Source organism: Burkholderia sp. JKS000303, from assembly GCF_002563755.1.
GTDB classification, from domain to species: Bacteria; Pseudomonadota; Gammaproteobacteria; order Burkholderiales; family Burkholderiaceae; genus Burkholderia; species Burkholderia anthina_B.
The window spans coordinates 50,514-76,088 of record NZ_PDBZ01000006.1 but is presented as its reverse complement, the minus strand read 5'-3'; the positions used below and the strand labels follow the sequence as shown (position 1 = coordinate 76,088).

Genomic DNA, 25,575 nt, shown 5'->3' with positions numbered 1-25,575 from the left:
ACTTTCGAATGTCGTTCCACCCGCAGCGAGTTGAACATGATCAGCGCATACACCTACCGTGGATTTACGATTGACGTTCACTGCGAACACAAGGTCGACGTGTCTCGTGGTGACGCGATCGCCTGTGAGACTCCACTCGGATTCGTCGCAATAATCCAAGTGCGGGCGACGCACGCTCGGTCATTTTTCCTAGCACCGATTCGCTTGGCCGATGAGCAAGGCAAGCCGTTTATCGACAGCTTCGATGCGTTGCGTGCAGGTCGCTCCGCCGGCGAGATAATCGTCGGCGACCTTCTCGTCGACACCTACGGCGACGGCTCCGGCGCTCAGCGCTGAGGCTTCCGGCGCAGTTCGTGGACGGCGTAAACGACGAGAAAAATTCCTATCATCGTCACGCCCGACGCGACGAAATCGCTTAGCGTGCCGGTGCTTTGCAGAAGCTGGGGAAAGGCACCCATAGCAAGCCCCACGGCAGCCAAAATAAGACCTGCAGTCACGCCCCAGATGGGCCCGGCGCTCTCATTGTTCGCGATCTTCATGTTATGCCCGTCCAATGCTCCATCCCCGAGACGTTTTCAATATAGCTGATCAATATCAGAGTCAGGGCGTCAGCAAAGCTACCTTGATGGAGTATTCGTCCGAATCGTGTAGAAAATAGCGCTTTGGTCAAGAAAGTGGTTATTGATCAGTGTATGGCACGATCTACGTTGGCTCGTACGCTATGCCATCGCGCAGCCTTACTTGGTGCGCCGCTACAGGCGGCCACCGCCAATTCCAGCACGATCCGGACGAATACCCCATCAATGAATGGCAGTTCGCTGCCAAACAGGGGGCAAGGACAGCGAGCCTTCAGCCTTGGCGATATCGGCACGCCTGATGCACCTGTCGGCGGCCGAGAAGGCAGCAGGGAATGGGGTTCCCCGCCGCGCTTCTGACCTGCCTGATTTCTTCGGGCCATTTCAATCTTGGAGAACGACCTCGGTTACGTCAGTTGAACAATACTGCTGCTTGAACTCGTCGGGCGTCAGGTATGCCAGACTTGAATGCGGCCGCACGGCGTTGTAGTGACGCCGCCACTGCTCGATCACGACCGTGGCTTCGGTGCGCGTCCGAAACCATTCGAGGCTCAGGCACTCGTCGCGGAATTTACCGTTGAAGCTCTCGTCCGCACCATTTTGCCAAGGCTTGCCGGGATCACTGAGCGCCATTTCCATCCCGCTATCCGCTGCCCACTTCAGGATGGCGCGCGACACGAACTCCGGACCATTGTCTGAGCGAAGGTAGCGTGGCGCACCGTGGACGCTGACCAGCTTCGACAGAACCTCGATGACCCGTCCGGAGCGGATCGATCCCGCAACATCGATGGCCAGGCACTCACGCGTGTATTCATCAATCACCGTCAGGCATTTCAGTTGCTGGCCGTTGGCGCAGGCGTCGAACACGAAGTCATACGCCCAGACATGTCGAGCCGCTGTCGCGGGCTGTGGCCGCGGGCGACTGACCGACACGCGTCTACGCGGACGCTTGCGAGGCACCTGCAGCCCCGCAAGACGCCAAAGCCGCCAGGCCCGGTCGGCGCTCATCGGATGGCCTTGCCGCTCCAGAAAGATCTGGATTCGCCGGTACCCATAGCGTGGATACTGCGCCGACAGAATGCCCATCGCCGCCAGCACCGGCGCATCCCGCACAGTAAGCTTCGATTCGTAATGCAGCGCTGATCGTGCCACCAACATCAGCGCGCACGCACGTCTCTCCGACAGGCCCCTTGCTTTCGCGTAAGCGACCTGCTGGCGTCGGGCGGGCGCGCTCACCACTTTTTTGTGTTGATCTCGCGCATCACGTCCAGTTCCAGATCACGTTCCGCCAGTATCTTCTTCAGCCGCGCGTTCTCTTGCTCGAGTTGCTTGAGCCGCTTGACGTCGGCCGCCTCCAGCCCGCCGAAATGCTGGCGCCAGTTGTAGATCGTCTGCTCGCTGATCCCATGCTTCTTCGCGACCTCGGCGACTGGCGCCTTGTCCGCCTCCCGCAGGATCGTCACCATCTGTTCGTCGGTAAATCGGCTCTTCTTCATGACTTCCTTTTTCTCCGTTGGAAGCCATTCTCTCAAGTTTCAGTTGGTCCGAAATTTCCAGGGCAGGTCACTCAGGTACTCGGGCCCGTTATCGCACCGAATCGCTTTGGGCCTGCCGCGCCAACCGATGATCTGCCGCAGCGCACGGATCACGCGTTCGGACGGCAATGAGAAGTCGATCTCGATGCCGAGTGCCTCGCGGTTGAAGTCGTCGATCACGTTAAACAGCCGGATGCTACGTCCGTCGGCAAGTTGGTCGTGCATGAAGTCCATCGACCAGACCTGATTGACGGCAGACGGCACCGCCAGCGGTTCCGGGACCTGCCTGACCAGTCGCTTGCGCGGCTTGATTCGCAGGTTCAACTCCAGTTCGCAATAGATCTGGTACACGCGCTTGTGATTCCAGCCGAAGCCTTTCACGTTGCGCAGGTACAGGAAGCACAGTCCGAAGCCCCAGTTCCGGTGGTTGTCCGTCAGGCGCAGCAGCCAGTTCGCAATCTCGTCGTTCTCGGCGCTGCGCCGACCGACGTACCGATAACAGGCCTGGCTGATCCCAAATGCCTCACATGCCAGCCGGATCGATACGCCCCGGCTGCACACCGCATGCATGGCCATCTCACGCCGGCAAGATGGCCTCAATCTTTTTTTGCGAGCGCCTCCGCTACGATCTCGGCCTTGATCTTCTCCTCGACGTACATCTTGCGCAGCCGGGCGTTCTCGGCCTCCAGTTCCTTCATCCGCGCGATCAGCGAAACGTCCATGCCGCCGTACTTCGAACGCCATTTGTAGAACGTCGCCGTGCTGATTCCCAGCTGCCGGCACAGGTCCGGCACCGACAGCCCCGATTCCACGCGCTTGAGCGCGTCCATGATCTGGCTGTCCGTGAATCTCGATTTCTTCATTCCGTAGAACTCCCTCAACAAGAAAATTCTACTTCTGATCACACCGGTTTCTCGGGGGGATTACCGTTGCTGATGGCGGAGATGATGTTGACCGACGTCGATCCCACGATTTCGGAGAAGGGATACGTAACCCTGAGCGAGCCCGCTGTGGGAGCTGGAGGGATGGTGATCGCGGCCGCCGAAGTGATCCACTCTCGCGGCTTCAACTATCAGCGCTCGATGCACGCGACTTGTGTAGACGTAGACCTGCGATGCGTACACATGACCTATCTCCAACTCGCACTTCTGCACATCCCTGGGGTAGTCGTCCATGGGAATTCGCTGACGGTGGAAGAGTGGAGTGTGTGGCATACGCCGGCACACGTGCTCGGCGGATGGCGTGGACGGTTGCAACGCGCACGCGCGACCGATAGGTCCGGTCGCAACTTTGACCCCGCCGTCGAGAACGCTGACCACGACCGCGAGATCGCGATCGAAGCAGTGAGCCAAGGGACGTAACCACGAAATGAACTCACCCCACCTTTTTCGGGCGGCGCTTCCTGGCGGCAGGGGCGGGCGGATTCGCGAAATATTCGAGCCGGCGCGATTCCACCTGCGCGCGAAATTCCTCCAGCATGTCAGACGGCGCGATCACCTCCGCCTTGACCCAATCCGGTGGGTACTGCACGTCTGCGAGATAGTCGTTGTAGACCTTCGTCCCGATCTGGCTCAGCCGTGCCAAGCTCAGGTCGTACTTGGCCGCAAGATCCGCGGGCGGACGCCCCTCGACGAGCAATGCGTGGGCGATCGCTCGAGTCTTCTCGACCATGCGAGGGCTCTTCGCGATCGCCTGCGCGAATTGTTCTTCGGACAGGCGAATCGTGGACTGGTTTTCGTGGTTCAGCATGCGTGACGGGCAGGTTCGCGCGCAAGCCGGAGCGGATTAGGCGAATGCCACCGGGCATTCGACTTCGACCTTGGTAAGGCCCACCGCAGCCAGGCGCTGTAGTAGATCCTCAAGGTTATCAAACTTCTCCGCAACTACCCCCGCAGTCACACCCGCAACCCAGTGCCCATCGCGCTTTCGCACGAGCGCCGCTTCGCCCGCTGCGGCCGCACGAGCAAACGTCTCGATAGAGACCGTCGGGTCACATACGTCACCTGCGTCACCGTCCGGGGCGGGATCGGCCTGGACAGCGGGCGGCACGCCGGGCGCAGTGTCCAGCCGAGCACCGATGCCGGCACTATCGTCCTCGCGCGGGCTTTCCGCGTCAGCGTCATGACCCGTCACACCAGGAGCATTGCCGGCCGGCGCCGCCGTGCTGCGGGGCTCCGCAGGGGACACCTTGCCGTCGAAACCCTGACTGAACGTTGCGTCGCGCGCCTCGGTTCCCTCCTGGCCCCCGACACGGACATCTGCAGCAGCAGCCTGCTTGATTTCCTTGATTGCAGACCGAGCCGCTTGCCGCACGTTCAGATTCGGATCCGCCTTCGCGGCGCTGACCACACGCTTCGCGGCCGCCGGATCCCGCTTCTCCAGCTTCGCGAGCTCGTTCACCGTCGAGATATCGGCCGTCACTCCAGCATTGACCGCTTCCGCCGCAACACCGCCGGCATCAAGCGCCTCGACGAATTTGAGTCGCTCGTGGATCCAGTTGATCGATCTGCCCCACAGCTCGGCTACCAGTTCGAGCGTGCCGAGCTGAGCGTAATCGTCTTTCACCGCAGCGGCGATTTCCGCCGGCGTAAGGTCCTCACGCTGGATGTTCTCGACAATCTGAATGCGTCGCGCCTGAGCGGTCGTCAACTCTTTGATCGTCGCGAGCAGATCCATCCCGGCGATTTCGCACGCGCGATAGCGACGTTCACCAGCAACGAGGAGGAATTCGGCAATCCCCTCGGGATCTCGCATAACGATCGCAGCTTGGAGCTGGCTGTTCTGCTTGATATCCGTGGCCAGTTCTTTGAGCGACTCGAGCTGAAATCCAGGATTCAATGGACCCCGTATCTGCGGCTTGACGCGAATACGAGACGGTGCGATGAACTGCGGAATGTCGACGCCAGTGGCACGTGCCTCGATCGAATGCTGGACCGCCGAAGCGCGCTTGATGCTATTCGCAAAGACGCTTTTCACTTACGCCTCCTTCACCATGCCAAGACGCCCGAAAATCTCGGCGCACGCGGCCATCATTTCCTTCGCTGCAACACGCTGCGCACCTGCACTCGCACCGCGCCATACCGGCCGGCCTTGGGCGAGCGACGTCGACACGCTCACACGATCCATCACGACTTGCTTGAGGATCAGATCGCCGAACTCCTGGCGCATTGCCGCGACACCGCCCAACTCGTTCAGCGATTTGCTGTTGATCTTGCACATCAGGAACCCGAGCTGCTTCAGGCCCGGATTGAATTCACGCTTGATCGAATCCAGCGTCTGTTGCAACTTTGAAATGCGAGCCATCGTGAACACGCTGATGTTCGTGGGCGTCACGACTGCGTCAACTTCGCACAGCACCCCAAGGGCGCGACGTGCGAGATGGGGCGGGGTATCGATAATGCACAGATCAAAGTCCTTCTCGATCGTCGCCAGCCCCTCGTCAAGCGGCAGCGTGAGCCGATCTTGAATTTCTCCGAAGAGCGCTCGAACCCGTTCAACGTCGACCGGGCCATCACGTCTTCCGAGCTCGGCTTCGAGATCCGCGAGCACATCGACGGGGAGATCGTGCAGGTCGAGGAGCTCGGGTTCAGCGTCGACGACGAACAGCCGGTCGCCGACCTGGCGCGGACGCCGCCCGCTCGGGTTCCCCCGAAAAAGCTCACCGGTCGTCAGCGCGTCCGACGCGCCGTCACCCAGCGTGAAGACTTCGGATACGTCGCCCTCGTCGGCGTCGATGAGCACCGTCCGCAGGCCCAATTCGTTCGCAGCGTAATCTGCGAGGTGCAAGGACGTCGTCGTCTTGCCGACACCACCTTTCTGATTCGTAACCGCAACTTTATCCATCTCGAATTCCCCGGTTTGGACCCGCACTACTGCGTGGACAGACATCCGAATACTATTAATCATTTAATAGTTTGTCAACGCCAGATTCCGTGATCGAATGCGCGGGAAATTCCCGCATGCGTGAATGCCAAGGGGACTCTATCGGAGGAAGCGGAAATGCAGAAACGCCGCCCCTACAGCGGCGGCGTCGAGACTTCTCCAGCGCATGCCGTCGTCAGCTCGCCAACAGATCCGGCACGTCTTCATTCAGCGGCGCGTTGTATTCGATGTGCGGCGGTATCTTCATGTGCCCAGTGATCCAGAGCCGCGCGGATTGCTTCACGCGTTGCTGTGTCGGTTTGTCAAGGTTGCCCATCATCGCGTCCGCCGCCGCGCGATAGCGGGGTGCACCGGTGGCCGCAATCCATAACCACTGCGCCGCTGCGAAAATGTTGCGCTCCTGGTAGTCGCTTCCCATACCGTTCAGCGAAGCGAGGTAATACATCGCGTCGCGTTGCCACTTTTCGGCACTTCGCTGCAGCTGGACGAGTCCATCGAAGTAGTTCTTTTCGGCGCCTTTCCCCTCCACAAGCGCGACGCCCCATTTCAGTAGCGCGGTCGGCTCACCGGCACCTGCAGCTTTCCGATACCAGAGCATCGCTTCGCGCAGGTCCGCCGGCACCGATCGAAATCCGTTCTCGTAGATCACTGCCAAATGCATTACTGCTGGCAGAAACACTTTGTCGGTCGCCGTATTTGCGGCCGCGCGAAACCAGCGCACTGCCAGCTCCGGCTGCGGATTCCCCCCGTTATCCAAGCCCCAGAGGTAGATCAACCCAAGGTTGTACGCGGCGAAAACGTTGCCGGATATCGTTCCCTCCGGGGTCATCTTTCCTGCTGCGATCAGGTAGGACTTCATCGCAATCGGGATGCTGCCGCCTGGTGGGTAGCCGGGCTGCATGGCGGTCGACGTGCCTGGCGAGCGACCGATCTGATAGAGATAGCCGAACTGCATCGTCGCCCAGGGGTCGCCCCCGCGGGAGCTCTTGAGCAACTTGTCGAGCGCCTCTTGCGAGCCGTTCTGCGCCGCCCGGAATAGGGCAAGTGCGTCTTTCTGATTGCCGCCGACGAGGCGATCAAGAAGGCCTGCAAAGCTAGGCTGGACCCACGTGGCCACAGCCACGGTGGCGACGTTGCGCAACATGCGGCGACGCGCATGCGAAGCGTTTCTGGAATATCGAACCGGCGGATACCATTTTCTCGCTTTCATCGGGAAGGGGGCTGTCTTGTCCAAGAAGAGCACTGTCATGCGGCGCATTATCGAACTGGTTATCGAAAATCCAGAAATCACCAGCTATGAAGTCGCTGCGTTGCTATATGAACGCGATATCGATGGGTATTCCCCTGAGATGAAGCGCGTCCGCGTCGCGCTCCACGGACTGTGCAAGCTCAGGTGGCTGAGTCGACGCGTCAAGGAAGGCGATGGCGTCTATCTCTATCGATATAGCCGCCGCTGGCCGCCGAAGAAAGACGCCGTCATCCACCGTCCCCCCGACTCTCCGCCGCCGGCCGTCGGCCGGCTCGCTACGGCAATGGTGAAGTGGGGGAAGTGCCGCGCCAATCACAACCAGTTTGAAACCACCGAGACCCTCAAATGAGCATTTTTTCCGGCGTAAAGCAGCGCGTGTTGTCTCAGCAGGCAACCGACCCTCAACTGCAGATGATGGAGCTCATGGTCCGCGACCGCCGAGCAGACCGCCGCTTCAGGATCCTGCGCCTCGTGATCGTCGTTCTCATTCCGATCCTTGTCTTCGTGAGCAAGATCGATCTGACCGCTTTGCCGCTCGCGTGGCCGTCGTCCACACCCCAGCTCGGTATCGTGCGAATCACGGGCACCGTAGGGAAGGGCACAGACAGGGCAGACGTGATCGTGCCGCAGCTCACTCGCGCGTTCACTGACGACAGCGTGAAGACCATTGCCCTGATGATCGACTCGGGTGGTGGCTCGCCGATCGACGCCGAACGGATCAACACTGCGATCGACACGCTCAAGCAGAAGCACCGCAAGCCCGTCGTCGCCATCATCAATTCGCTCGGCGCGTCCGCGGCCTACCTGATCGCTATCCACGCTGACAAGGTGGTCGCCGGCCGCTTTTCCCTCGTCGGGTCGATCGGCGCTGTCATCGAGTCGTGGAACGTCTCGGGAGCCCTCAGACGCTTCGACGTCGAACAGCACGCGTACGCGTCGGGACCGCTCAAAGCGATGCTGAATCCGTTCATCCCGTCGACAAGCGATGCGGACAAGAAGGCACAGACGCTCGTCAACGTGTTGGCGAAGGAGTTCGTCGACGAGCTCGAGCAGCAGCGTGGCACAAAGCTCGTCGCAGGCGTCAGGTACGACACGGGCGAAGTCTGGAATGGCGAGGCCGCGAAGCGTACCCTTGTTGCTGCCGATTCGACGGAACTCCATTCCTTGAAACGTGTTGGCTTGCGACATGTTGCTTCTCCTGAAGTGGATGGGAGATCGACGTCGCGCCGGTCGGCGCGGTGTCGAACGACGTGCATTGCTTCAGGAGATGCCGGCTGCGAGATGGAATGACGATACGACGGATCCTGCCGAGGAGCGCTACGCAGGCGCCGGAAATGAAAAAGCCCCTGAATCCGTGGATTCCGGGGCGATGGGTCATGGCAAATCTGAGGCGTCACCGGCGAGAAGCCGCGTGAACGCTCCACGGCCGTGGTTCTTTCCGCCACAACGGCATTCGCATGTACCGTTGAACTTGCCATTCAGGCACTTCGCGTTGCATTCGTGACGGGAGGGGTACGACTTGTACTCGATTCTCCGGGTCACCGGTAGCCACCGATCCGACCCAGATGTGGGCTCTCAGAAGAGATGTCTTTGGCCCCCTAGACAGATCAAGGACTTGGACATCTTTTTTGAGACGACTGCATGGCGCCTGCCTCAGAAAAAGTGTCCTTGGGCACGGGAATTCTCAGAAAAGTCGTCCTTGGGCAGGTTGCCCATCTACGTCGGGATCCTTCGCGCGCGCAGCTCTCGAGGTGAAGAAGAAGACTTTCTTGTAACCGCGATTCGTGGCCATGATGCCGGCAACGTCCGATCGCGCCTTATCTGCCCAAGTTTTCTTCGCACTGAAGGCGAAGGCCCAACGCTCGCTGCCGCTGTTCGGCAAGCCGATATAAGAAGGCTTGCTGATCGCATCGGACATCTTTCTCGCCAACCCTCCGAGATGACGCGATAACCTTCTACAGAATAGGCGTTCGCGACGAATCCGCATCCGTGCTCGATGCCGTCTGCACGACCACACCTACACCGTCACCCCGACAGGCGATGGCGAACCATGTCGTCGATGCGCTCACCCGGCACTTCGCGGTACAGGCGGATCGTCCATGGTCATCTCGAACAGCATGGAGGGGCCGCAGGCGAACTGCCGCCCCTCTGCACGCGACTAGAACAGCGTGGCGACACCGGCAAACGCACCGAACTGGCTGTGACCATAGTTCGGATTCAGGCTCGACGGATTACCGTTGACTGGATCGTTGTTCGTGTTCGCCCCGTACGATCCTCCATTGAGTCCGAGGTTCGAGGTCGCACTATTCCGCAGATAGCCAAGTTCCGTGTACAGACGAGTCCGCTTCGAGAGCTGATATCCGCCGGACAGCGTATACATGGTCGCGTTGCCGTTTCCGCGATTGGCATTCGCATGATAAATCGCCCCCGTTACCGAAGTCGCGGGCGATATCTCCCATCGCGCGCCTGCCCACTCATGGTCGACTGCGCTCGGCAGAGACGTGCCGGCGGGCAGGGTGGACGCGGCTGTCGTTCCGTAATAGCCGGCGTCGGACGCATCGGGCGCGGAAAGGTGCTGGTAGCCGGCATAGAACGTCACTGGCCCCCATGCATACGATCCGCCAGCGAACAGGGAGCGCGACGCGAAGTAGACGTTGCTGAACTTCCCGTTCCCGTCGCGCACCTCGTCGTAGATCACCTGCAAGTCGAGGCTGTGCGTGTTGTATTCCAGCTTGAGGCCGGCGACGCGGCCCTGCGAACTGCCGACTCCCGTCGAGGTGCCGAGCTGGCTAGGTGCGCTGCCTGGCGTACCGGAATTCCACTTGGTGGAGTTGGTCAGGTTGTACTGGCCTTGAACCGTGAATCCACCAAAGCTCGGCGAAACGTATTCGAATCCGTTTGCTGCCTGCGGGAACATGCGACCGCGCACAAGGGTCCCGAACGAATATTTCATTGTCTGCTGTGGATCGAGAATCCCCGCATATTGCAGCAATTCGCTCGCACCAAAGTTACCGATCCGGAACGAACCATAGCTCGCGTTGCTCATCCCGACAGTCGCCTGCCCCTCGAAGAACGAGCCGTTCGCATAAGACCCGTTCTGCGTATTGAGCCGGGACTCGAGCTGGAATCGCACGGACGTGCCGCCACCGATATCCTCGACGCCCTTCAGGCCGAATCTCGATTGCGCCCAGTTGCCCGATTCCGCGGACAGACGATGGCCATTCGGCAAGCCCGTCTCGTACTGCACGCCGTTGTCGACGAGGCCGTACAGCGTTACGCTGCTCTGTGCACTGGCGACGGTGGCCAGACTCATGGTCAGCGAGCCCAGAATGATACGTTTCATCTTTATCTCCGATCCCCAAACTTTGATAACTGCTCTTTTTAAATACGTACTACTTATTAAAAGACGGTTTCTGTTTTTTTCCTCCCCTCTGTTCCGACCGAATCCTCGGCCGGCGTCACGCCTGTCTCGGGCTCAAGTCCGATTGGCCGGCGCGCAAGTCCCGCCGACGCGCTGCCTGCGCCGCTGATGTGTCGCTGTCGGATGTGCTTCGATTGCCGGACGGACCGGCCCTTGTCGATCTGCCGGCGCGGCGTGTCAGGCCGGATGATCTCTGGAGCCGTGTCGGCAGGATGATCTCGGTTTACCGGAACGCGAGCCATTCCTGTCGTCGCGTTCCGGCCGTCCCGGTCTGGATATCAGGTGCGGTTCTCGCCGTTGCGGCGGAAGCGGTCGAGTGCTACGGCCGCGATGATGACGAGGCCCTTGATGATGAATTGCCAGATGTCGGACACACCGAGAATCACGAGGCCGTTGGAAAGTACGGCGATGATCAGTGCGCCGACGAGGGTGCCCCAGATAGAGCCCACGCCACCGACGAAGCTCGTTCCGCCGAGAATCACGGCCGCGATCGCGTCGAGCTCGTAGCCCTGCCCGATCTGCAGCCCGTTCGCCGCATAGAGTCGCGCGGCGGACATCACGCCGCCCAGGCCGGAAAGCAGGCCGGAGATCGCATAGACAAACAGCAGGATCAGACTGACCTTGATGCCCGACAGACGCGCGGCCGCCGGATTCCCGCCGAGCGCATAGATCCAGATGCCGAGCACCGTGCGACGCAGGATGAACCACGAAATCAGGATGACAGCCAGTGCGATGATCGCCAGTACCGGCACACCCAGCACGCTTGCGTTACCGATCCACGCGAAGCCCAGGTTCTGGTTCATCACGGTGCTGTCGTCGCCGAGCAAGCGTGCGAGCCCACGCACGGCGGTCAGCGAGCCAAGCGTGACGATGAACGCCGGCAACCGCAGATACGCAATCAGCAAACCGTTGACCACGCCGAGAAACGCACCGGTCAGTAGCCCGACCGGCAGCGCCAGCGCACCGAATGACGGACTGAGCGACACCATCATCGCCGTCATCGCGGCGGTCGCCACGATCGAGCCCACTGACAGATCAATGCCGCCCGTCAAGATGACGAAGGTCATCCCCGCCGCGAGGACAGTATTGATCGCGGCCTGCTGTGAAACGATCGCGATATTCTGGCCAGTGAAGAACGTACCTTGCGTGGCGAAATTGAATGCGACGCAGAGAATGATAAGCACGGGCAGCATGCCAATTGCGCCGATCAGCCTGCGAACTTGCACCTTGCGGGACGACATGCCGACGCCGTCGGTGAGCGTCTGGCTCGCCTCGGTAACGCCAAGGGTCGATTTGTTCATGATTTGTCTCCGAAATCCATGCTTCATGCGGCATCCAGGGTTGCATCGGCGCCCGCCGCCAGGGCCATGATGCTTTCCTGCGTAATTGCTTCCTTGTCGGGACCGCCGACTTCACCGACGATCTGGCCCGCGCGCATCACAAGCGCGCGATCGCAGACACCGATGATTTCCGCGAGCTCGCTCGATATCACGACGACGCCGATACCCTGACGGGCGAGGTCGTCGATCAAGCGATAGATCTCCGATTTCGCGCCGATGTCGACGCCGCGCGTCGGCTCGTCGAGAATCAGGACCTTTGGGCCAATCTGCAGCCAGCGTGACAGCAGTACCTTCTGCTGGTTGCCGCCCGAGAGGCTACCCACATTCACCAGCGGGCTTGCCGCCCGTACGCGCAACTGCTGGAACGCCGACTTCGCGCGGCTGCGGCCTTTCGCGAGATCGAGCAGACCACCGAATCGCGAATCCGGCGCGATCACGCCGACGTTGATATTTTCAGCACAGGACATGTCGAGGAAGAGACCAAGCGCCTTACGATCTTCGGTCAGATATGCGAGCCCGTGCCGGATCGCGTCTGCCGGCTGCCGGATGTCCAGTGCCTGGCCGTGGATGAAGACGCTTCCGCTCGTCTTGTCGTCGGCTCCGTAGATCAGACGGGCGAGTTCGGTGCGGCCGGAGCCAACTAGCCCGGCGATGCCCAGCACCTCTCCACGATGGACCTGGAAACTGCAAGGTTTGATCTTATCGCCATCCGAAATGTCCTTGACCTCGAAGATCACCGGGCCGCGACTGCCGCCGGCGTCGTGCTCCTTCATATAGAACGTCGATAGATCCCGGCCGACCATCATCTTGACAATCGCTTGAGCCGACAACTCGGCGCGATCGATCGTGCCCACATAGCGGCCGTCACGCAGTACCGAAACGCGGTCGGACAGGTCGTAGACCTCTTCCATCCGGTGGCTGATGTAGATGATCGCGATGCCTTCGGAGCGCAGTTGTCGAATTAGCGCGAACAACCGTTCGCTTTCTCGCGACGAAAGCGCCGTGGTCGGCTCGTCGAGCACCAGGATCCGCGATTTCGCGTGCAGCGCGCGGCCGATTTCAACCAGTTGCTGCTCCGCGATCGAAAGCGTACCGACAATCGTTCGGGCGTTGAACGGCACGTCCAGTCGCTCCAGCACCTCGCGACAGCCGGCGTACATCGCCTGACGATTCGCCATGCCACGGGATGCGAGTTCGCGGCCGAGATAGATGTTTTCGGCAACGGTGAGATTCGGCGCGAGGCTCAGTTCCTGATAGATGATCGAGACGCCGTGCTGTTTCGCCTCCAGCGGATCGGCGATGCTGACCGGCCTGCCGTCGATCAAGATCTCGCTGCCCGTATCGGCCTGATACGCACCGGAGAGGATCTTCATCAGCGTGGATTTTCCGGCGCCGTTCTCTCCCATCAGGGCAAGAACCTCGCCGCCCCATGCGCACAGCTGGACGTTATCGAGCGCCTTGGTGCCGACGAACGTCTTGCTGACGTTCCGCATCTCGAGCAGAGGGGTTCGGTTATCCGATGGCATGATGTCTCCTTTTGTTGGGGGGCTGCCGCGCATCGGAACGCGCATGCGCGGCACCGGTGTCAGGCGATATGCACCGCCGATTACCTGCCTCAGTTGGCAGCCCAACCCTTGTACGAAGCGACGTTCTCCGGCGTGACCAGCTTCGGGTCGAGGAGAACAACGGGCTTTGCCGGCGGTTTGCCCGTCTTCAGAATTTCGTTGCCGACATCGACCGCCTTCATCGCCATCGCGAACGGATTCTGCGCCACCGTGCCCTTGATCAGCGACGCCGACTTCAACGACGCCTCGACTTCAGGCGAACCGTCGACGCTGACGATCGAGAAGTCCTTACGGTTCATCTGCTTGGCCGCCAGATCGGCGCCGACTGCCGTCTGGTCACAGACGGTGAACACGCCGTCGATCTTCGGGAAACGGGTAAGCAGCGACTGCATCACGGCAAGGCCGCCCTCTCGGGTCGCTTTCGCGTTCTGATTGTCGGAGAGGATTTCGAACTTGCCCTTGCTCAGCACCTCCTTGCAGCCCTTGACACGGTCCTTGATGGACGACACGGAGGGCCCGTTCAGGATCACGACCTTGCCTTTGCCGCCGAGTTTGTCGGACAGATACTGGCACGCCATCTCGCCTGCCTTGATGTTGTTGGTCTGGATGGTCGCCTTCGCGCCTTCCGCGGACACGTCGACCGCCACAACCGGAATGCCGGCTGCTTCCGCACGCTTGACTGCCGGCAGAATTGCCTGCGGATCGGCAGCGACCAGCATGATAAGGTCAACCTTCGCGGCGATAAAATTATCGATCTGGGAGAACTGCTTGTTCAGGTCGTAGTCGGACGCAACCGCCGTGACCCGGACGTTCGGATTGATCTGCTTGGCACGCTCGGTGGCGCCCTTGACGATCGAGGTCTGGAACGGATCGCCCAGCGTGCTGACGGTGACGCCGAGCGAGGTCAGGTCCTTCGCCGACGCCGTGCCCGCCAACAGGCTCATCGCTGCCAAACTCACTGCGATATTCTTGAACATCATTGTCTCCATTTCTGATTTGAAAGAATCTCTGCTACGTCACATCCATCCGCGTGATCCGATTCAGACTACTTGCGTGCCGAATTCGAAGCGCCTTGATTTGCATGACGAAATTTATTATTGGCGCATCCGGTGAATCCACCGTGTCCGATAGATCAGCCATCTTGACGACGTTGGCCGGCCCCTGCCGATGTTCCATCTTCGACGCGGGGCACGGCTTGGGTCCTCAACGCGCTCGATATCGTACGCTCATCGAGTGAGCGCGGTCCACGCCCCGCCCTTCTCGCTGGACCGGACGGCCGCATCGATCAACGCCATCGTATCCACGCCGTCGGCGATGCCCGGAATGCCATCGAGATACGACTGATAGGGCAGGTCAAGACGTCGTGCGATCAGGGCCTTCGCAAAATCCGAGTACAGGTTTGCAAATGCCAGCGCGTAACCCTCGGGGTGGCCGGCCGTGAAGCGCGTGGCCGCGGCGGCGGCCGGCGAAACGCTGCTGTACCCGCGAGCCAGTCGCTGTGCCGGCTTGCCGGGAGGCTTGAACCAGAGTACTTCCGGTTCTTCCTGAACCCAGCTGAGACTGCCCTTCTCGCCGAAGATTCGGAATGACAGACCGTGATCGTTGCCCGTCGCAACGTAGCTGCCCCATAGGCGACCACGCGCACCGCCCTCAAAGCGAGCTGTCAGGTAGGCGTTGTCGTACACTTCACGCCCCTCGGCAAACGTCGTCATTTCGGCAGACACTTCTTCGACCTGAAGTCCGGTGATGTACGAGACGATATGGTGGGCATGAGAGCCGACCTCACCCAGCAACACGCCCTTGCCCATCGCCGACTCGCGGAACCGCCAGTGACGATCCGGATTTTGCGGATCGACGACGAACCCGGCACACAGCTCGCCTTCGATGCACTGAATCTTGCCAAGTGCACCCGACGCCACCAGAGCGCGCGCCTCGCGTACCATCGGATAGCCCGTGTAGCAATGCGTGAGGAGGAACAGGCGGTCGTGTTTCCGAACGATCGCATTAAGCCGCTGTGCCTCGCCGAGATCGCGGCTCAGCGGTTTTTCGCAGATGACGTCGATGCCCTTTTCCAGGAACGCGCTCGCCACTTCGAAATGCAGTTGTGGCGGCGTCGCGATGACGACGGCATCAATCCGGTCCTCACGGGCGGCCTCACGCTCCGCCATCACGCGAAAATCGGTGTAGATCCGGTCCTCGTCGATCAATTCAGCGCGTGCGGAAGCTTTCGCCACTTCGGGATCGACCGACATCGCGCCGGCCACCACGTCGTAATACCCGTCGACCCGCATGGCGACGAGATGGGTACGCCCGATGACGGAATCCTTACCGCCACCAACAAGGCCTACTCGCAAGCGACGGCCGAATTGAGAAAGAAGATCGATAGACATGAGTTTCACCTGCTGCACGCCTTCGACAAACGCCAAAGGCTGTTGGAATGTGCCGGCCGTGCCGAGGAGCGAACGGCCAACGTCGATGGAAGTACCTTTTCTTCAGCGCCTCGATGCAGCCGCCACGCAGCGGAGACTACTGGGCGAGATAACCGCCGTCGATCACCAGTTCGCTACCCGTCATGAAGGACGACTCGTCGCTGGCAAGGAACAGTACGACGTTCGCGACTTCCTCCGGAGTACCCATCCGCCCCATGGGCGTCTTCGCGATGATCTCGGCATTCATGTCGTCGGACTGGCTCGTGACGAGAGGTGTCCGAATCAATCCCGGATGCACCGAGTTCACGCGGATGTTTTCGGGCGCATACGTGACGGCCGCGTTCTTGGTCATGTTGCGCACGCCACCTTTTGCTGCGGCGTAGGCCGCGGCGCCGGCGACACCGACGATGCCCCACATCGACGAGAAGTTGATGATCGAACCCTTGCGCATCGCGCGCATCGACGGCAACACCGACTGAATACCGAGGAAGCTTCCGGTGAGATTGACAGCGAGCACGGTCTGCCAGCTCTCCAGATCGGTACCGTCCAGGGTTTCATAGCATCCGACGATGCCCGCGTTGTTGACCAGCACGTCGATGCGACCGTGCCTGGCGATCACCGATGCCACCACTCGCGACCAGTCTTCGGGCGAGGACACATCCAGCCTCTCGACCTCGAAACCGTTCGACTCGCTCGCCGGCTTCACATCGGCCGCGATGACCGTCGCACCTTCGCGTGCAAAAATCTGCGCCACCGTCAGCCCGATGCCCTGTGCGGCCCCGGTGATCAAAGCGACTTTTCCTTTCAGCCGGTCCAATTTTCATCTCCTTGATTGATATTTCACTACTCGTGCAATCGTCTCGCCGCCCTGACGGAACGGCCGCCTCGTCCGGCAAGCCCGCGGTCTTACCGAGGCATCGCGACGAGGATCTTGAGCTTCGCGCTCGCCTTGTCCAGCAGCGCATCGAAGCCATCATGCTTCACGTCGGCCATACTGATTTCGGCATCAACCACTTTCTCGACGGGAAAGAGGCCGCTGCGCATCATTTCGAAAATCCGCGGCCAGATCGTGATCGGATAGTTCAGCGAACCCTTGATCGTGATGTCCTTCACCGTCCAGCGGAATGGCTCGACCTCGACCTTGCCGCCCATCAGCCCAACCTGCACGATCGTTCCCTGCGGCTTTACCGCATCGACGCAGGCATTCAGCGCACGGCCGTTGCCGGAACATTCGATCGCCGCGTCCACGCCGACTCCGTCTTCGGTCGCCTGACGAATGAACGCCCCCACATCGCACTCGGCCGGGTCAAGCACGACAGCGCCGATACCGAGACCCTCAATGCGCCTGCGCCGATTGGCGTTCGGCTCGCTGACAAAGATCCGGGCGACACCGGCGGCGCGGCCCGCGAGCGCGGCCATCGCACCAATCGTGCCGCCACCTGTCACCAGCAGACTGCCGCCGGGCTGCACGCCGGAGCGATCGACCGCGTGCACGCCGACCGCTGCCGGTTCGACGAGCGCGCCTTGTTGATCGGTGATGTACTCCGGCAGTCGGACCGCGTTGCTCTCGTTCACGATCGCCAGCTCGGCCATGCCGCCCCACGGCCAGCTCAGGCCGATGACCGATGCCTGCGGCCCGAGGAACGGAACATTTCGTCGTCCAAAGTAGTCATCACGTGGGCCGGTCTGCGGTTGAATCGAAACGCGATCGCCGGCTACCAGCGTGCTCACGCCGTCACCGACCGACACGACACGGGCCGCGAACTCGTGGCCGAGAATCTGAGGAAGGGAAGCACTGCTGTAGGGGTTCGGCTCCGAGGAGGTCCACGTCGGGCCGTGGTCGTATTCGTGCAGATCGGAACCACAAATCCCACAAAACGTGGGAGCAACCAGCACTTCTCCGAACCCGGGATTTCGAGGGGCATCGACGTCGTCGATTCGAAGATCATGCTTGCCGTGAAACCGGACTGCCTTCATCGAATGTCTCCTACCAAGCCTGCGAGGGCGAGATGGTTTGGCAACTGTTGTTTGTGCTGCAATGCTCAGTGGCCACAGACTATTCGAACGCGGGGTAAAGAAATATGCGCCTCCGTGAAATCATATTTCCGGTGGGCGGAAATATCCGTGACTCCGTGATGGCGACCCAGGCTGTCCATCGGGATTTCCCCGAGAATCACGTCGTCATATCGGCTGACGCGTTCCCGTCGCCGAGAGATTTCCTAACGAATGGCACGCCATTTGGCAGCGAGTTGACGACGCTCGGTCCACTCGATCAGGAACTCAGTGAATACCCTGATTTTTGCAGGCTGATAACGACGGCTTTGATAGGCGAGATTGATCGTGAGGCGCGGCAATTGCCAGTCTTCGAGGATCGGCACCAACCGGCCAGCCACGACGTCGTCGTGGATGATATAAAGCGGCTGTATCGCGATGCCCAAGCCGGCGCGTCCTGCGGCAACGATCACCTGCCCTTCGTTTGAATCCAGGACACTGGTGATCGGCACATCGCACGTTTCCTCACCGCGCCTGAAGTGAAGAACGTACGGATCGACAGCCAGGTTATATACCAGCATTCGGTGTTGATTCAGATCTTCCGGCCGGCTCGGGCGACCGTATTCCGTGAGATAGGCGGGCGATGCGGCCAAAATGCGATTGGTGTCGGCCAGCTTGCGGACCGTGATGCCTGAATCGCCTTCATGCTCGCGCGTGCGGATCGCGATATCGATCCCCGCCTCGATGAAGTCGGGGTAGCGGTTTGCCGCGATGACCTGGACCGATATGTTCGGATACCGGCGATTGAACTCGGTCAGAAACGGCGCGATGTGAAGCGTGGCAAACGAGACCGAACTCGTGACTCGCAGCACGCCGCTCGGTCGCAACGTCGCCTCGCTCGCCGCGGCTTCGGCCTCGGCCATTTCGGAGAGGACGGCGACGCAACTCCGTTTGTAAGCTTGTCCCGCATCAGTCAACCACTGGCGACGCGTCGTCCTCTCGATGAGGCGCGCACCCAGACGCTCCTCGAGCGCGCTCAGCGTCCGGCTCGCCGCCGCGTTGGACATGCCGAGTTGCTCCGCAGCCTTCGACAAACTACCTAGTTCGGATGTCAATACAAATAATTCTATTTGTGTCCAGCGATCCATTTTGTGCGATTAATCCACCTAGCGGAAATGTCATTTCACTATAGCGCATTTCTTTTCCGTTGCGAGGCCATTACCCTGTCGTCTCATGCATAGGCGCACATTGGAGACGACAGGGATGCGCAACATCAACGAAGACACCATTACGCAGGCCGTACTTGCGTCAGTGGACAGTCGCTGCGACGCCAGGCTTCGCACGATCATTACCAGCCTAGTGCAGCATCTTCATAGCTTCGCGCGTGACGTCAAGCTCACCGAAGCGGAATGGTTCAAGGCCATCCAGTTCCTTACTGAGGTCGGGCATATCACCGACGACAAGCGGCAGGAATTCATTCTGTTGTCCGATACCCTTGGCCTGTCCATGCTGGTGATGGCGCAGAACAACAAGAAGCCGGCCGAGTGTACGGAAGCCACCGTATTCGGTCCGTTCTACATCGAGGGTGCACCCGAGTATGAAAATGGCGCCGACATCGCGAACGGCGCACGCGGCGAGCCGTGTTTCGTCAGCGGTCAGGTGCGCGGCCCGGACGGCACGCCGGTGGCGAACGCCCGGATCGATGTATGGCAATCCGACGAAGACGGATTTTACGATGTCCAGAAATCGTCCGACGATCCCGCTCAGCCTGCTCATCAGGCACGCGGCCGACTGCGCAGCGATGCGGACGGCCGCTTCCGATTCCGCTCGATCCTGGCCGAGGCCTACCCGATCCCGCATGACGGGCCGGTGGGCCGGATGCTGGAGGCGCTGGGACGGCACCCGTGGCGCCCAGCGCATCTGCATTTCATGATCAAGGCACCCGGCTACGAGACGCTGATCACTCACGTATTCCGTGACGGCGATCAGTACCTCGATTCGGACGCGGTGTTCGGGGTTCGCTCGACGCTGATCACCGACTGGATCAAGCATGACGCCGGTGTCGCGCCTGATGGCTCGATAGTTCAGGAGCCGTTTTACACGCTTGATTACGACTTCGTGCTCAACCCCGCGGAGGTGCCTGCATGATCCGGCATATCGTCATGTGGCGGCTTAGAGGTGAAACGCCCCACGAACGCCAAGAAGCGCGGCGGCTCGTCAAGGAGAGCTTCGAGGGACTGCGGGGGCGGATCCCCGGCATGCGCAAGCTAGAGATCGGGCTCGATTCGAGCGAGGTCGACTATGCATGCGATGTCGTCCTTGTCACGGAATTCGACTCCCAGACCGCACTCGACGCATATGCAACGCACCCCGAGCACCTGCGCGTTCGAGCGCTACTGGGCGACATCAGGACGGCCCGCTTCCAGGTCGACTACAGCGTCGAGACGAACGCGTATCCCGAGCGACTCGCGACCGCTGTCACCACATCCTGAACCCGTGCACGAGCATATTCCTGGGCGCGTGTTCGACTATCGACACTTCAGGCCCGTGGCCGCGCGAAGGAGCGTATGCATTTCACGGTCTATGGTCATGACCACCCAGGGGGCATTGCAGCAGCGCCTGGAACAATACGACGCACAAGACGTACCTGCAGCGCGCTGATATCCGGCCCACAGATGATCCGGAACGGCAACACGATGATCGGAAGTTCTTTCTGTACGAGACCGATCGGATCGACGTGCTGCGGCGTTGTGTCGATGAAGACCCGTTCAACAAGGCGGAGGGGTGGAAAAGTATCGAAATCCGCCCCTCCCTGAAGCGTGTCGACACATTGAGTCAGCCCGGCTGATCAACGTGCGCGCCACGCAAGCCAGCCCGCGTGAAAACCCGTGGCTGTGAATTTCTACCCATTGTCTTAATGCACGCGACCCCGACAGCGGTCTCGCGTGATTACTTTCCAAGGAACATCATGTCCGAACAGAACTCGCTGCGCTTCGTCACCCTCGTCGGCAGTCTGCGCCGCCTCTCGCTGCATGCCGCCGTTGCCGACTCTCTTCAGGAACTTGCGCCCGGCAATGTCCGGATCACTCGGTTGCCGTCGGTCGGCCTGCTTCCCCACTACGATGCTGACGTACAGGCGGAAGGCTTTCCGCAAACGGTGCTCGATCTCGGTAACGCAATTGCCGAGGCTGACGGCGTCATCATCGTGACACCTGAGTACAACTACTCGATTCCGGGCGCGCTCAAGAATGCGCTGGACTGGCTGTCGCGTTTACCGACAACGCCGTTCGTGGGCAAACCCGTGGCGATCCAGTCGGCATCGCCCGGCATTTTCGGTGGCGCGCGCGTGCAATATCATCTGCGTCAGAGCCTGGTGTTCCTTGACTCACAGGTGCTGAACAAGCCGGAAGTAATGATCGGCGGCGCCGCGAACAAGGTCGATGTCGAAGGCAAGACCATTTCGGACGCGCCGACACGCGAGATCGTCTCGGCCCAGCTGAAGGCCTTTGCACTCTTTGCCGCGCAGCGCAAACTGCTGAACAAGTGATGCCGTAACGATGGCGGGGCGAAAGCAGCACGGTCGCCCTTCAGCTCCCCCAATTCATAAAAAGGAGACGCGTTGATGAAGCTGCTGATTACAGGCGGTCATGTGATCACGATGGACCCGGTCATCGGCAATGGCCGTTTCGATATCCTGATCGAAAACGACCTGATCGTCGAAGTCGGGCCGCAGATTCTGGCGAACGATGCGCAACGACTCGACGCCACCGGCTGCATCGTCATTCCGGGCCTCGTCAACGCACATATGCATACGTGGCAGACCGCATTGCGCGGAGTCACTGCAAACTGGACGTTACCGACGTATTTCCGAAGCGTTCACGCCGGGCTCGCGACGTTGTTCAACCCGGACGATCTGTACATCGGCACCCTGGTCGGCGCGCTCAATCAACTGAATCTCGGAACGACGACGCTTGGCGACTGGTGCCACAACAATCCGACGCCCGAGCACACGGATCGCGCGATCGACGGGCTGCTCGAATCGGGGATCCGCGCGGTCTATTTTCATGGCTCGCCGAAGCCGGACCCCAAACCCGGTCAGAAGCACTTCAGCGAGATTCCGCATCCGCGTAGTGAAATCGAACGGCTGCTGAAGGACCGATTCACCCGGAGCGATGCGCTCGTCACGCTCGGGATGGCGATCCTCGGTCCGCACTACTCGACCTACGATGTTTCGGAGCACGACTTCGAGCTCGCGGCGGAGTATGGGTTGATCGCCAGCATGCACTGCGCCGGACTCGAACCAAAGACACCGGATGGCTGGGAGCGCCTGGCCGAGCGCGGATTGCTCGGCCCGAGTACCAACATCGTCCACGGCAACAACCTGAGCGAGGCACAGCTTCGCATGATGATCGGCCGCGGCGTCACGTTCTCGGTCGCACCCGAGACGGAAATGACCCAAGGACACGGCCACCCGATCACGGGCCGCCTACGTGATGTCGGCGGTGCACCCTCGCTCGGCGTCGATCTCGAGTCAGCGATTGCAGGCGACATGTTCACGGTCGCGCGTGTTGCGCTGGCATCGCAGCGCGCGCTGGACAATGCACAGGCCCGAGCCGACAGCGGGCAACTGCCCGCTCACTCCACGATTTCCACCTCCGAGGCGCTCAGCTGGATCACGATTCGCGGTGCCGAGGCGCTCGGCCTACAGGATCGTGTCGGCTCCCTCACGCCGGGCAAGCAGGCGGATATCGTTTTGATCCGCGCCGACGGGCTCAGCATGAGACCGGTGCACGATCCCGTCGCGTCCGTGCTGATGCAAGGTAGTGCCGCGAATGTTGATACCGTGCTGGTGGCGGGCGCCATCCGGAAACGGGCGGGCAAGCTTCTTTACACTCACCTTGAACAACGTCTCGACGAACTCGATGCGTCGGGCAGGCGAATCAGCAACCGCTTCGCGGAGCTGGCTCCTGCCTGACGGGCTTCCTGCGCCGAGGCGGAGCCGACGGAACGGATGGCGAGGCGCGTCATCTGTCGGTCCGGCCGGCGTCGCGCGTCGACTTTCTGGGTCGTGAAAAGACCCGGAACGGCTTGCATGCCGTCACGCACCGCCACACACATTCAAATTCTGCTTCCGGAGCACCTCAAGTGAACACAAGTGACACAGATCTGCTGGCCGCGTATTGGACTCTCGCCGGAGACGTGGATCCGCTGCGTCCCACCATCAGCCCTTACTCGCTGCAGGCACGGGTCGAAGCGGCATCCAGGGCCGGCTGGCGGGGCATCGGTGTGATCCACGAGGACCTAGCGGCGACGATCGATCAAGTCGGCATCGACACGGTCAAGCACATCCTCGAAGACAATGGAATCCGCCATCTCGAACTCGAATTCCTCGTCGACTGGTATCGAGACGGTACCGAGCGCGAGGTATCGGACCGTGCTCGCCGTGCAATCCTTGAGTTCGGTGCCAGACTGGGTATGAAGAACGTGAAAGTTGCGGCTAGCGTTCTGGACCAGCGCGCCCCGGACTTCACGCGAATGGCCGACGAATTCGCGAAGCTGTGCCAGGAAGCCGCCGAAGTCGGATCGAACGTATCCCTCGAAGTGATGCCGTTCTCGATCGTCAGGACACTCGAAGACGGTCTGGCCGTCGTGCAGCAAGCGAATCAGCCGAACGGCGGCCTGCTGCTCGATATCTGGCACATCGTGCGCGGCGGTATCGATTTCGGCGCGATCGCAAAGTTGCCGTCGCATTTCATCAAGGGCGTCGAACTCGACGACGCCAGCTCGACGATCGAGGGCACCCTGCTCGAAGACACGGTGTTCCGCCGCAAGCTTTGCGGTGAAGGCGATTTCGACACGCCGGGCTTCATTGAAGCGGTTCAAGACTCCGGCTTCGAAGGCGAATGGTACGGAGTCGAAATCATTTCCACCGAGCTGCGCAAGCTACCGCTTGAAGAGATGGCAACCCGCGCGTTCGACACGACCCGGCAACAGTTTCTCGAGGTTGCCGCGCGCAAGAACAAGGCTGCCCTCACCGGTCGATGACCGACGGCGCATAACGAAAGCCAAGGATGCATCCATGTACGATTTCATTTATACGTCCCAGCCTTCAAAGGTGATATTCGGCGCGGGCTCCCTCGCTCGCGTCGAGGAAGAGGTTAAGGCACTGGGCGCGCGAAAGGCCCTGGTTCTCTGCACTCCGGAGCAGGAGGCGCAGGCCACGGAGGTTGCGCATCTGCTGGGCCCGCTGAGTGCAGGCGTCTTCCCCGAAGCAAGGATGCATGTGCCGATTGAAACCGCGAGGCGGGCGCGCGTCCATGCACGCGAGGTCGGCGCCGACTGTGCGGTGGCGATCGGTGGAGGATCCACGGTCGGCCTCGGCAAGGCGATCGCGCTCGAGTCGAGCTTGCCGATCATCGCGATTCCGACTACGTATGCCGGTTCGGAGATGACGCCAATCTACGGTGTGACGGAAGACGGACTTAAACGAACCGGACGCGATGCGCGAGTCTTGCCGAAGACGGTGATCTACGATCCGATGTTGTCGTTGAGCCTTCCGCTAGCTCTGTCGTTTGTCAGTGGCATCAACGCTATCGCGCACGCTGCGGAAGGGCTCTATGCGCGCGACGGCAATCCCGTCATGTCGTTAATGGCCGAGGATGGAATTTGCTCGATGGCGGCAGGATTGCGTGGCCTCCAGGAGAACTCCCTGAGTCTCGCCGCACGCAGCGAGTGCCTTTATGGCGCATGGTTGTGCGGCAACGTCCTCGGCCATGTGGGGATGGCCTTGCATCACAAGCTTTGTCACACTCTGGGCGGAAGTTTCAATCTCCCGCACGCAGAAACCCACGCCATCGTGCTGCCGCATGCGCTGGCCTACAACAGCGATGCCGCACCAGACGCGATGCGGCGCATTTCCAGGGCGCTCGGTAGTGAAAGCGCGGCGCTGGGTGTCTTCGAACTCGGGCGCGACCTCGGCATTCCCACCGGATTGCGCGAGATCGGAATGCAAGAATCCGATCTCGAACGAGCGTGCGAAATCGCGCTGGCAAACCCCTACTGGAACCCACGCCCGATCGAACATGAACCGCTCCTATCCTTGCTTCACGACGCGTGGACAGGTAGCGCGCCGCGTTAAAGCGTAAGCCGCTCAATGCGACCGTTGTTGTGATACGTCCATACTTGACGACCCCAAACAGGGAACGAGACATACTGGACTTGACCTCGTTCCACGGTATGTTTCCTACCCCGATTCATTCGTCAAACTTCTGGGCATAGCCCACGGAGAAATCGCGAAAAATTGATCTATAGATATTCAAACATCACACCGATTGTCGGCGACAGATGAACAGCGCCGATTGGCCGACAAGCGTCCGTTGCGCCAAAGTTACACTTTCAGTGCAAGTTGAGCCGAGTTGCAGATCGTCGTTCCCAGTCGACCGAGGACCCATGCCTTGAGGAATCGTATTAGTGTCAACCTGGACGCGTCTCTCTCGTACGCCGCAATCGCACCTCCTTGAAGTGCAAGTGCATGCCACCCCGACTAAAAGGGCCGTGCGGAGCATCAAATTAGCCGCAAGTTCGTAC

General features: G+C 60.6%; 25 protein-coding genes and 1 pseudogene. 10 read left to right on the top strand and 16 right to left on the bottom strand.

The features are described 5' to 3' along the window. Positions 1-36 precede the first annotated feature (36 nt). A complete protein-coding gene (locus BX604_RS38105) occupies positions 37-336 on the top strand; it encodes a hydrogenase maturation factor (RefSeq protein ID WP_098557338.1) in 300 nt (99 codons plus the stop codon). On the opposite strand, the gene BX604_RS38100 is transcribed toward BX604_RS38105, so the two are convergent. From BX604_RS38100 to BX604_RS38090, 3 genes and pseudogenes are all read right to left on the bottom strand, one after another. Next, positions 327-539 carry a hypothetical protein gene (locus BX604_RS38100; protein ID WP_098557379.1) on the bottom strand — a complete coding sequence of 71 codons (213 nt, stop codon included), beginning with the start codon at positions 537-539 and terminating at the stop codon, positions 327-329. The genes BX604_RS38105 and BX604_RS38100 overlap by 10 nt on opposite strands. A gap of 420 nt (positions 540-959) precedes the next feature. Then, a protein-coding gene (locus BX604_RS38095) for an IS3 family transposase (protein WP_098550017.1) occupies positions 960-2,071 on the bottom strand; the annotation gives its coding sequence in 2 pieces (ribosomal slippage) (positions 960-1,822 and positions 1,822-2,071; 1,113 coding nt in all). Positions 2,072-2,137: 66 nt separating this feature from the next. After that, positions 2,138-2,973: pseudogene (locus BX604_RS38090) on the bottom strand (IS3 family transposase); the annotation flags it as partial. Between the two features lie 87 nt (positions 2,974-3,060). Here BX604_RS38090 and BX604_RS38085 point away from each other — a divergent pair. Next, positions 3,061-3,471: a hypothetical protein gene (locus BX604_RS38085; RefSeq protein WP_143748217.1), complete on the top strand. Its 411-nt coding sequence runs from the start codon at positions 3,061-3,063 to the stop codon at positions 3,469-3,471. Positions 3,472-3,484: 13 nt separating this feature from the next. Here BX604_RS38085 and BX604_RS38080 read toward each other — a convergent pair whose 3' ends face one another. From BX604_RS38080 to BX604_RS38065, 4 genes are all read right to left on the bottom strand, one after another. Continuing rightward, the gene (locus tag BX604_RS38080; protein ID WP_098557332.1) at positions 3,485-3,859 is read right to left on the bottom strand and encodes a TrfB-related DNA-binding protein; all 375 of its coding nucleotides are present in this window, start codon (positions 3,857-3,859) and stop codon (positions 3,485-3,487) included. Positions 3,860-3,895: 36 nt separating this feature from the next. Next, positions 3,896-5,086 carry a ParB/RepB/Spo0J family partition protein gene (locus BX604_RS38075; protein ID WP_098557330.1) on the bottom strand — a complete coding sequence of 397 codons (1,191 nt, stop codon included), beginning with the start codon at positions 5,084-5,086 and terminating at the stop codon, positions 3,896-3,898. Continuing rightward, the gene (locus BX604_RS38070) at positions 5,087-5,953 is read right to left on the bottom strand and encodes a ParA family protein (protein WP_098557376.1); all 867 of its coding nucleotides are present in this window, start codon (positions 5,951-5,953) and stop codon (positions 5,087-5,089) included. It abuts the gene before it with no gap. A gap of 214 nt (positions 5,954-6,167) precedes the next feature. Next, positions 6,168-7,241, bottom strand: a complete 1,074-nt coding sequence (locus BX604_RS38065) for a tetratricopeptide repeat protein (protein ID WP_257146517.1) — start codon at positions 7,239-7,241, stop codon at positions 6,168-6,170. Between BX604_RS38065 and BX604_RS38060 the strand changes: the two genes are divergently transcribed. Both BX604_RS38060 and BX604_RS38055 read left to right on the top strand, forming a co-directional pair. After that, on the top strand, positions 7,219-7,590 hold the full coding sequence (locus tag BX604_RS38060) for a hypothetical protein (protein ID WP_143748216.1): 372 nt from the start codon (positions 7,219-7,221) through the stop codon (positions 7,588-7,590). The two genes, BX604_RS38065 and BX604_RS38060, sit on opposite strands and share 23 nt — an antisense overlap. Beyond that, complete coding sequence (locus tag BX604_RS38055; RefSeq protein WP_098557322.1) at positions 7,587-8,531, top strand: S49 family peptidase; 945 nt, start codon at positions 7,587-7,589, stop codon at positions 8,529-8,531. The genes BX604_RS38060 and BX604_RS38055 overlap by 4 nt, the downstream gene beginning before the upstream one ends. A gap of 394 nt (positions 8,532-8,925) precedes the next feature. On the opposite strand, the gene BX604_RS38045 is transcribed toward BX604_RS38055, so the two are convergent. The 9 genes from BX604_RS38045 to BX604_RS38005 form a co-directional block, all read right to left on the bottom strand. Beyond that, the gene (locus tag BX604_RS38045; protein WP_179894970.1) at positions 8,926-9,159 is read right to left on the bottom strand and encodes a hypothetical protein; all 234 of its coding nucleotides are present in this window, start codon (positions 9,157-9,159) and stop codon (positions 8,926-8,928) included. Positions 9,160-9,399: 240 nt separating this feature from the next. Next, positions 9,400-10,584 carry a porin gene (locus BX604_RS38040; RefSeq protein WP_098557319.1) on the bottom strand — a complete coding sequence of 395 codons (1,185 nt, stop codon included), beginning with the start codon at positions 10,582-10,584 and terminating at the stop codon, positions 9,400-9,402. 356 nt (positions 10,585-10,940) lie between these two features. Next, complete coding sequence (locus BX604_RS38035; protein ID WP_257146521.1) at positions 10,941-11,903, bottom strand: ABC transporter permease subunit; 963 nt, start codon at positions 11,901-11,903, stop codon at positions 10,941-10,943. Between the two features lie 83 nt (positions 11,904-11,986). Next, positions 11,987-13,528: a sugar ABC transporter ATP-binding protein gene (locus tag BX604_RS38030; protein WP_098557314.1), complete on the bottom strand. Its 1,542-nt coding sequence runs from the start codon at positions 13,526-13,528 to the stop codon at positions 11,987-11,989. Positions 13,529-13,617: 89 nt separating this feature from the next. Next, complete coding sequence (locus BX604_RS38025) at positions 13,618-14,544, bottom strand: ABC transporter substrate-binding protein (RefSeq protein ID WP_098557374.1); 927 nt, start codon at positions 14,542-14,544, stop codon at positions 13,618-13,620. A 249-nt stretch (positions 14,545-14,793) separates the two neighbouring features. Then, positions 14,794-15,957: a Gfo/Idh/MocA family protein gene (locus BX604_RS38020; protein ID WP_143748215.1), complete on the bottom strand. Its 1,164-nt coding sequence runs from the start codon at positions 15,955-15,957 to the stop codon at positions 14,794-14,796. A 136-nt stretch (positions 15,958-16,093) separates the two neighbouring features. Continuing rightward, positions 16,094-16,813, bottom strand: a complete 720-nt coding sequence (locus tag BX604_RS38015; protein ID WP_098557309.1) for an SDR family NAD(P)-dependent oxidoreductase — start codon at positions 16,811-16,813, stop codon at positions 16,094-16,096. An 89-nt stretch (positions 16,814-16,902) separates the two neighbouring features. Further along, positions 16,903-17,973: a zinc-binding dehydrogenase gene (locus BX604_RS38010; protein WP_098557306.1), complete on the bottom strand. Its 1,071-nt coding sequence runs from the start codon at positions 17,971-17,973 to the stop codon at positions 16,903-16,905. 242 nt (positions 17,974-18,215) lie between these two features. Then, positions 18,216-19,136: a LysR family transcriptional regulator gene (locus BX604_RS38005; RefSeq protein ID WP_098557303.1), complete on the bottom strand. Its 921-nt coding sequence runs from the start codon at positions 19,134-19,136 to the stop codon at positions 18,216-18,218. A 115-nt stretch (positions 19,137-19,251) separates the two neighbouring features. On the opposite strand from BX604_RS38005, the gene BX604_RS38000 reads away from it, so the two are divergent. From BX604_RS38000 to BX604_RS37970, 6 genes are all read left to right on the top strand, one after another. Next, positions 19,252-20,136: an intradiol ring-cleavage dioxygenase gene (locus BX604_RS38000; RefSeq protein WP_098557371.1), complete on the top strand. Its 885-nt coding sequence runs from the start codon at positions 19,252-19,254 to the stop codon at positions 20,134-20,136. Continuing rightward, on the top strand, positions 20,133-20,480 hold the full coding sequence (locus tag BX604_RS37995; protein ID WP_098557301.1) for a Dabb family protein: 348 nt from the start codon (positions 20,133-20,135) through the stop codon (positions 20,478-20,480). The genes BX604_RS38000 and BX604_RS37995 overlap by 4 nt, the downstream gene beginning before the upstream one ends. Positions 20,481-20,956: 476 nt before the next feature. Further along, the gene (locus tag BX604_RS37985; RefSeq protein WP_098557298.1) at positions 20,957-21,535 is read left to right on the top strand and encodes an NADPH-dependent FMN reductase; all 579 of its coding nucleotides are present in this window, start codon (positions 20,957-20,959) and stop codon (positions 21,533-21,535) included. 75 nt (positions 21,536-21,610) lie between these two features. Next, complete coding sequence (locus BX604_RS37980) at positions 21,611-22,963, top strand: amidohydrolase family protein (protein ID WP_098557295.1); 1,353 nt, start codon at positions 21,611-21,613, stop codon at positions 22,961-22,963. 170 nt (positions 22,964-23,133) lie between these two features. After that, entirely contained in the window at positions 23,134-24,033 is a 900-nt protein-coding gene (locus BX604_RS37975; RefSeq protein ID WP_098557292.1) for a sugar phosphate isomerase/epimerase family protein, read from the top strand. Between the two features lie 34 nt (positions 24,034-24,067). Next, on the top strand, positions 24,068-25,126 hold the full coding sequence (locus tag BX604_RS37970; RefSeq protein ID WP_098557290.1) for a maleylacetate reductase: 1,059 nt from the start codon (positions 24,068-24,070) through the stop codon (positions 25,124-25,126). The last annotated feature ends 449 nt before the right edge of the window (positions 25,127-25,575 follow it).

What these genes read in the sequence shown, in the direction of transcription:
- BX604_RS38100 (WP_098557379.1), bottom strand. Translation starts at nt 539, where the DNA reads ATGAAGATCGCGAACAATGAGAGCGCCGGGCCCATCTGGGGCGTGACT.
- BX604_RS38000 (WP_098557371.1), top strand. Translation starts at nt 19,252, where the DNA reads ATGCGCAACATCAACGAAGACACCATTACGCAGGCCGTACTTGCGTCA.
- BX604_RS38010 (WP_098557306.1), bottom strand. Translation starts at nt 17,973, where the DNA reads ATGAAGGCAGTCCGGTTTCACGGCAAGCATGATCTTCGAATCGACGAC.
- BX604_RS37980 (WP_098557295.1), top strand. Translation starts at nt 21,611, where the DNA reads ATGAAGCTGCTGATTACAGGCGGTCATGTGATCACGATGGACCCGGTC.
- BX604_RS38020 (WP_143748215.1), bottom strand. Translation starts at nt 15,957, where the DNA reads ATGTCTATCGATCTTCTTTCTCAATTCGGCCGTCGCTTGCGAGTAGGC.
- BX604_RS38045 (WP_179894970.1), bottom strand. Translation starts at nt 9,159, where the DNA reads ATGTCCGATGCGATCAGCAAGCCTTCTTATATCGGCTTGCCGAACAGC.
- BX604_RS38080 (WP_098557332.1), bottom strand. Translation starts at nt 3,859, where the DNA reads ATGCTGAACCACGAAAACCAGTCCACGATTCGCCTGTCCGAAGAACAA.
- BX604_RS38035 (WP_257146521.1), bottom strand. Translation starts at nt 11,903, where the DNA reads ATGTCGTCCCGCAAGGTGCAAGTTCGCAGGCTGATCGGCGCAATTGGC.
- BX604_RS38025 (WP_098557374.1), bottom strand. Translation starts at nt 14,544, where the DNA reads ATGTTCAAGAATATCGCAGTGAGTTTGGCAGCGATGAGCCTGTTGGCG.
- BX604_RS38040 (WP_098557319.1), bottom strand. Translation starts at nt 10,584, where the DNA reads ATGAAACGTATCATTCTGGGCTCGCTGACCATGAGTCTGGCCACCGTC.
- BX604_RS38105 (WP_098557338.1), top strand. Translation starts at nt 37, where the DNA reads ATGATCAGCGCATACACCTACCGTGGATTTACGATTGACGTTCACTGC.
- BX604_RS38070 (WP_098557376.1), bottom strand. Translation starts at nt 5,953, where the DNA reads ATGGATAAAGTTGCGGTTACGAATCAGAAAGGTGGTGTCGGCAAGACG.
- BX604_RS38065 (WP_257146517.1), bottom strand. Translation starts at nt 7,241, where the DNA reads ATGACAGTGCTCTTCTTGGACAAGACAGCCCCCTTCCCGATGAAAGCG.
- BX604_RS37985 (WP_098557298.1), top strand. Translation starts at nt 20,957, where the DNA reads ATGTCCGAACAGAACTCGCTGCGCTTCGTCACCCTCGTCGGCAGTCTG.
- BX604_RS38030 (WP_098557314.1), bottom strand. Translation starts at nt 13,528, where the DNA reads ATGCCATCGGATAACCGAACCCCTCTGCTCGAGATGCGGAACGTCAGC.
- BX604_RS38005 (WP_098557303.1), bottom strand. Translation starts at nt 19,136, where the DNA reads ATGGATCGCTGGACACAAATAGAATTATTTGTATTGACATCCGAACTA.
- BX604_RS37995 (WP_098557301.1), top strand. Translation starts at nt 20,133, where the DNA reads ATGATCCGGCATATCGTCATGTGGCGGCTTAGAGGTGAAACGCCCCAC.
- BX604_RS38055 (WP_098557322.1), top strand. Translation starts at nt 7,587, where the DNA reads ATGAGCATTTTTTCCGGCGTAAAGCAGCGCGTGTTGTCTCAGCAGGCA.
- BX604_RS37970 (WP_098557290.1), top strand. Translation starts at nt 24,068, where the DNA reads ATGTACGATTTCATTTATACGTCCCAGCCTTCAAAGGTGATATTCGGC.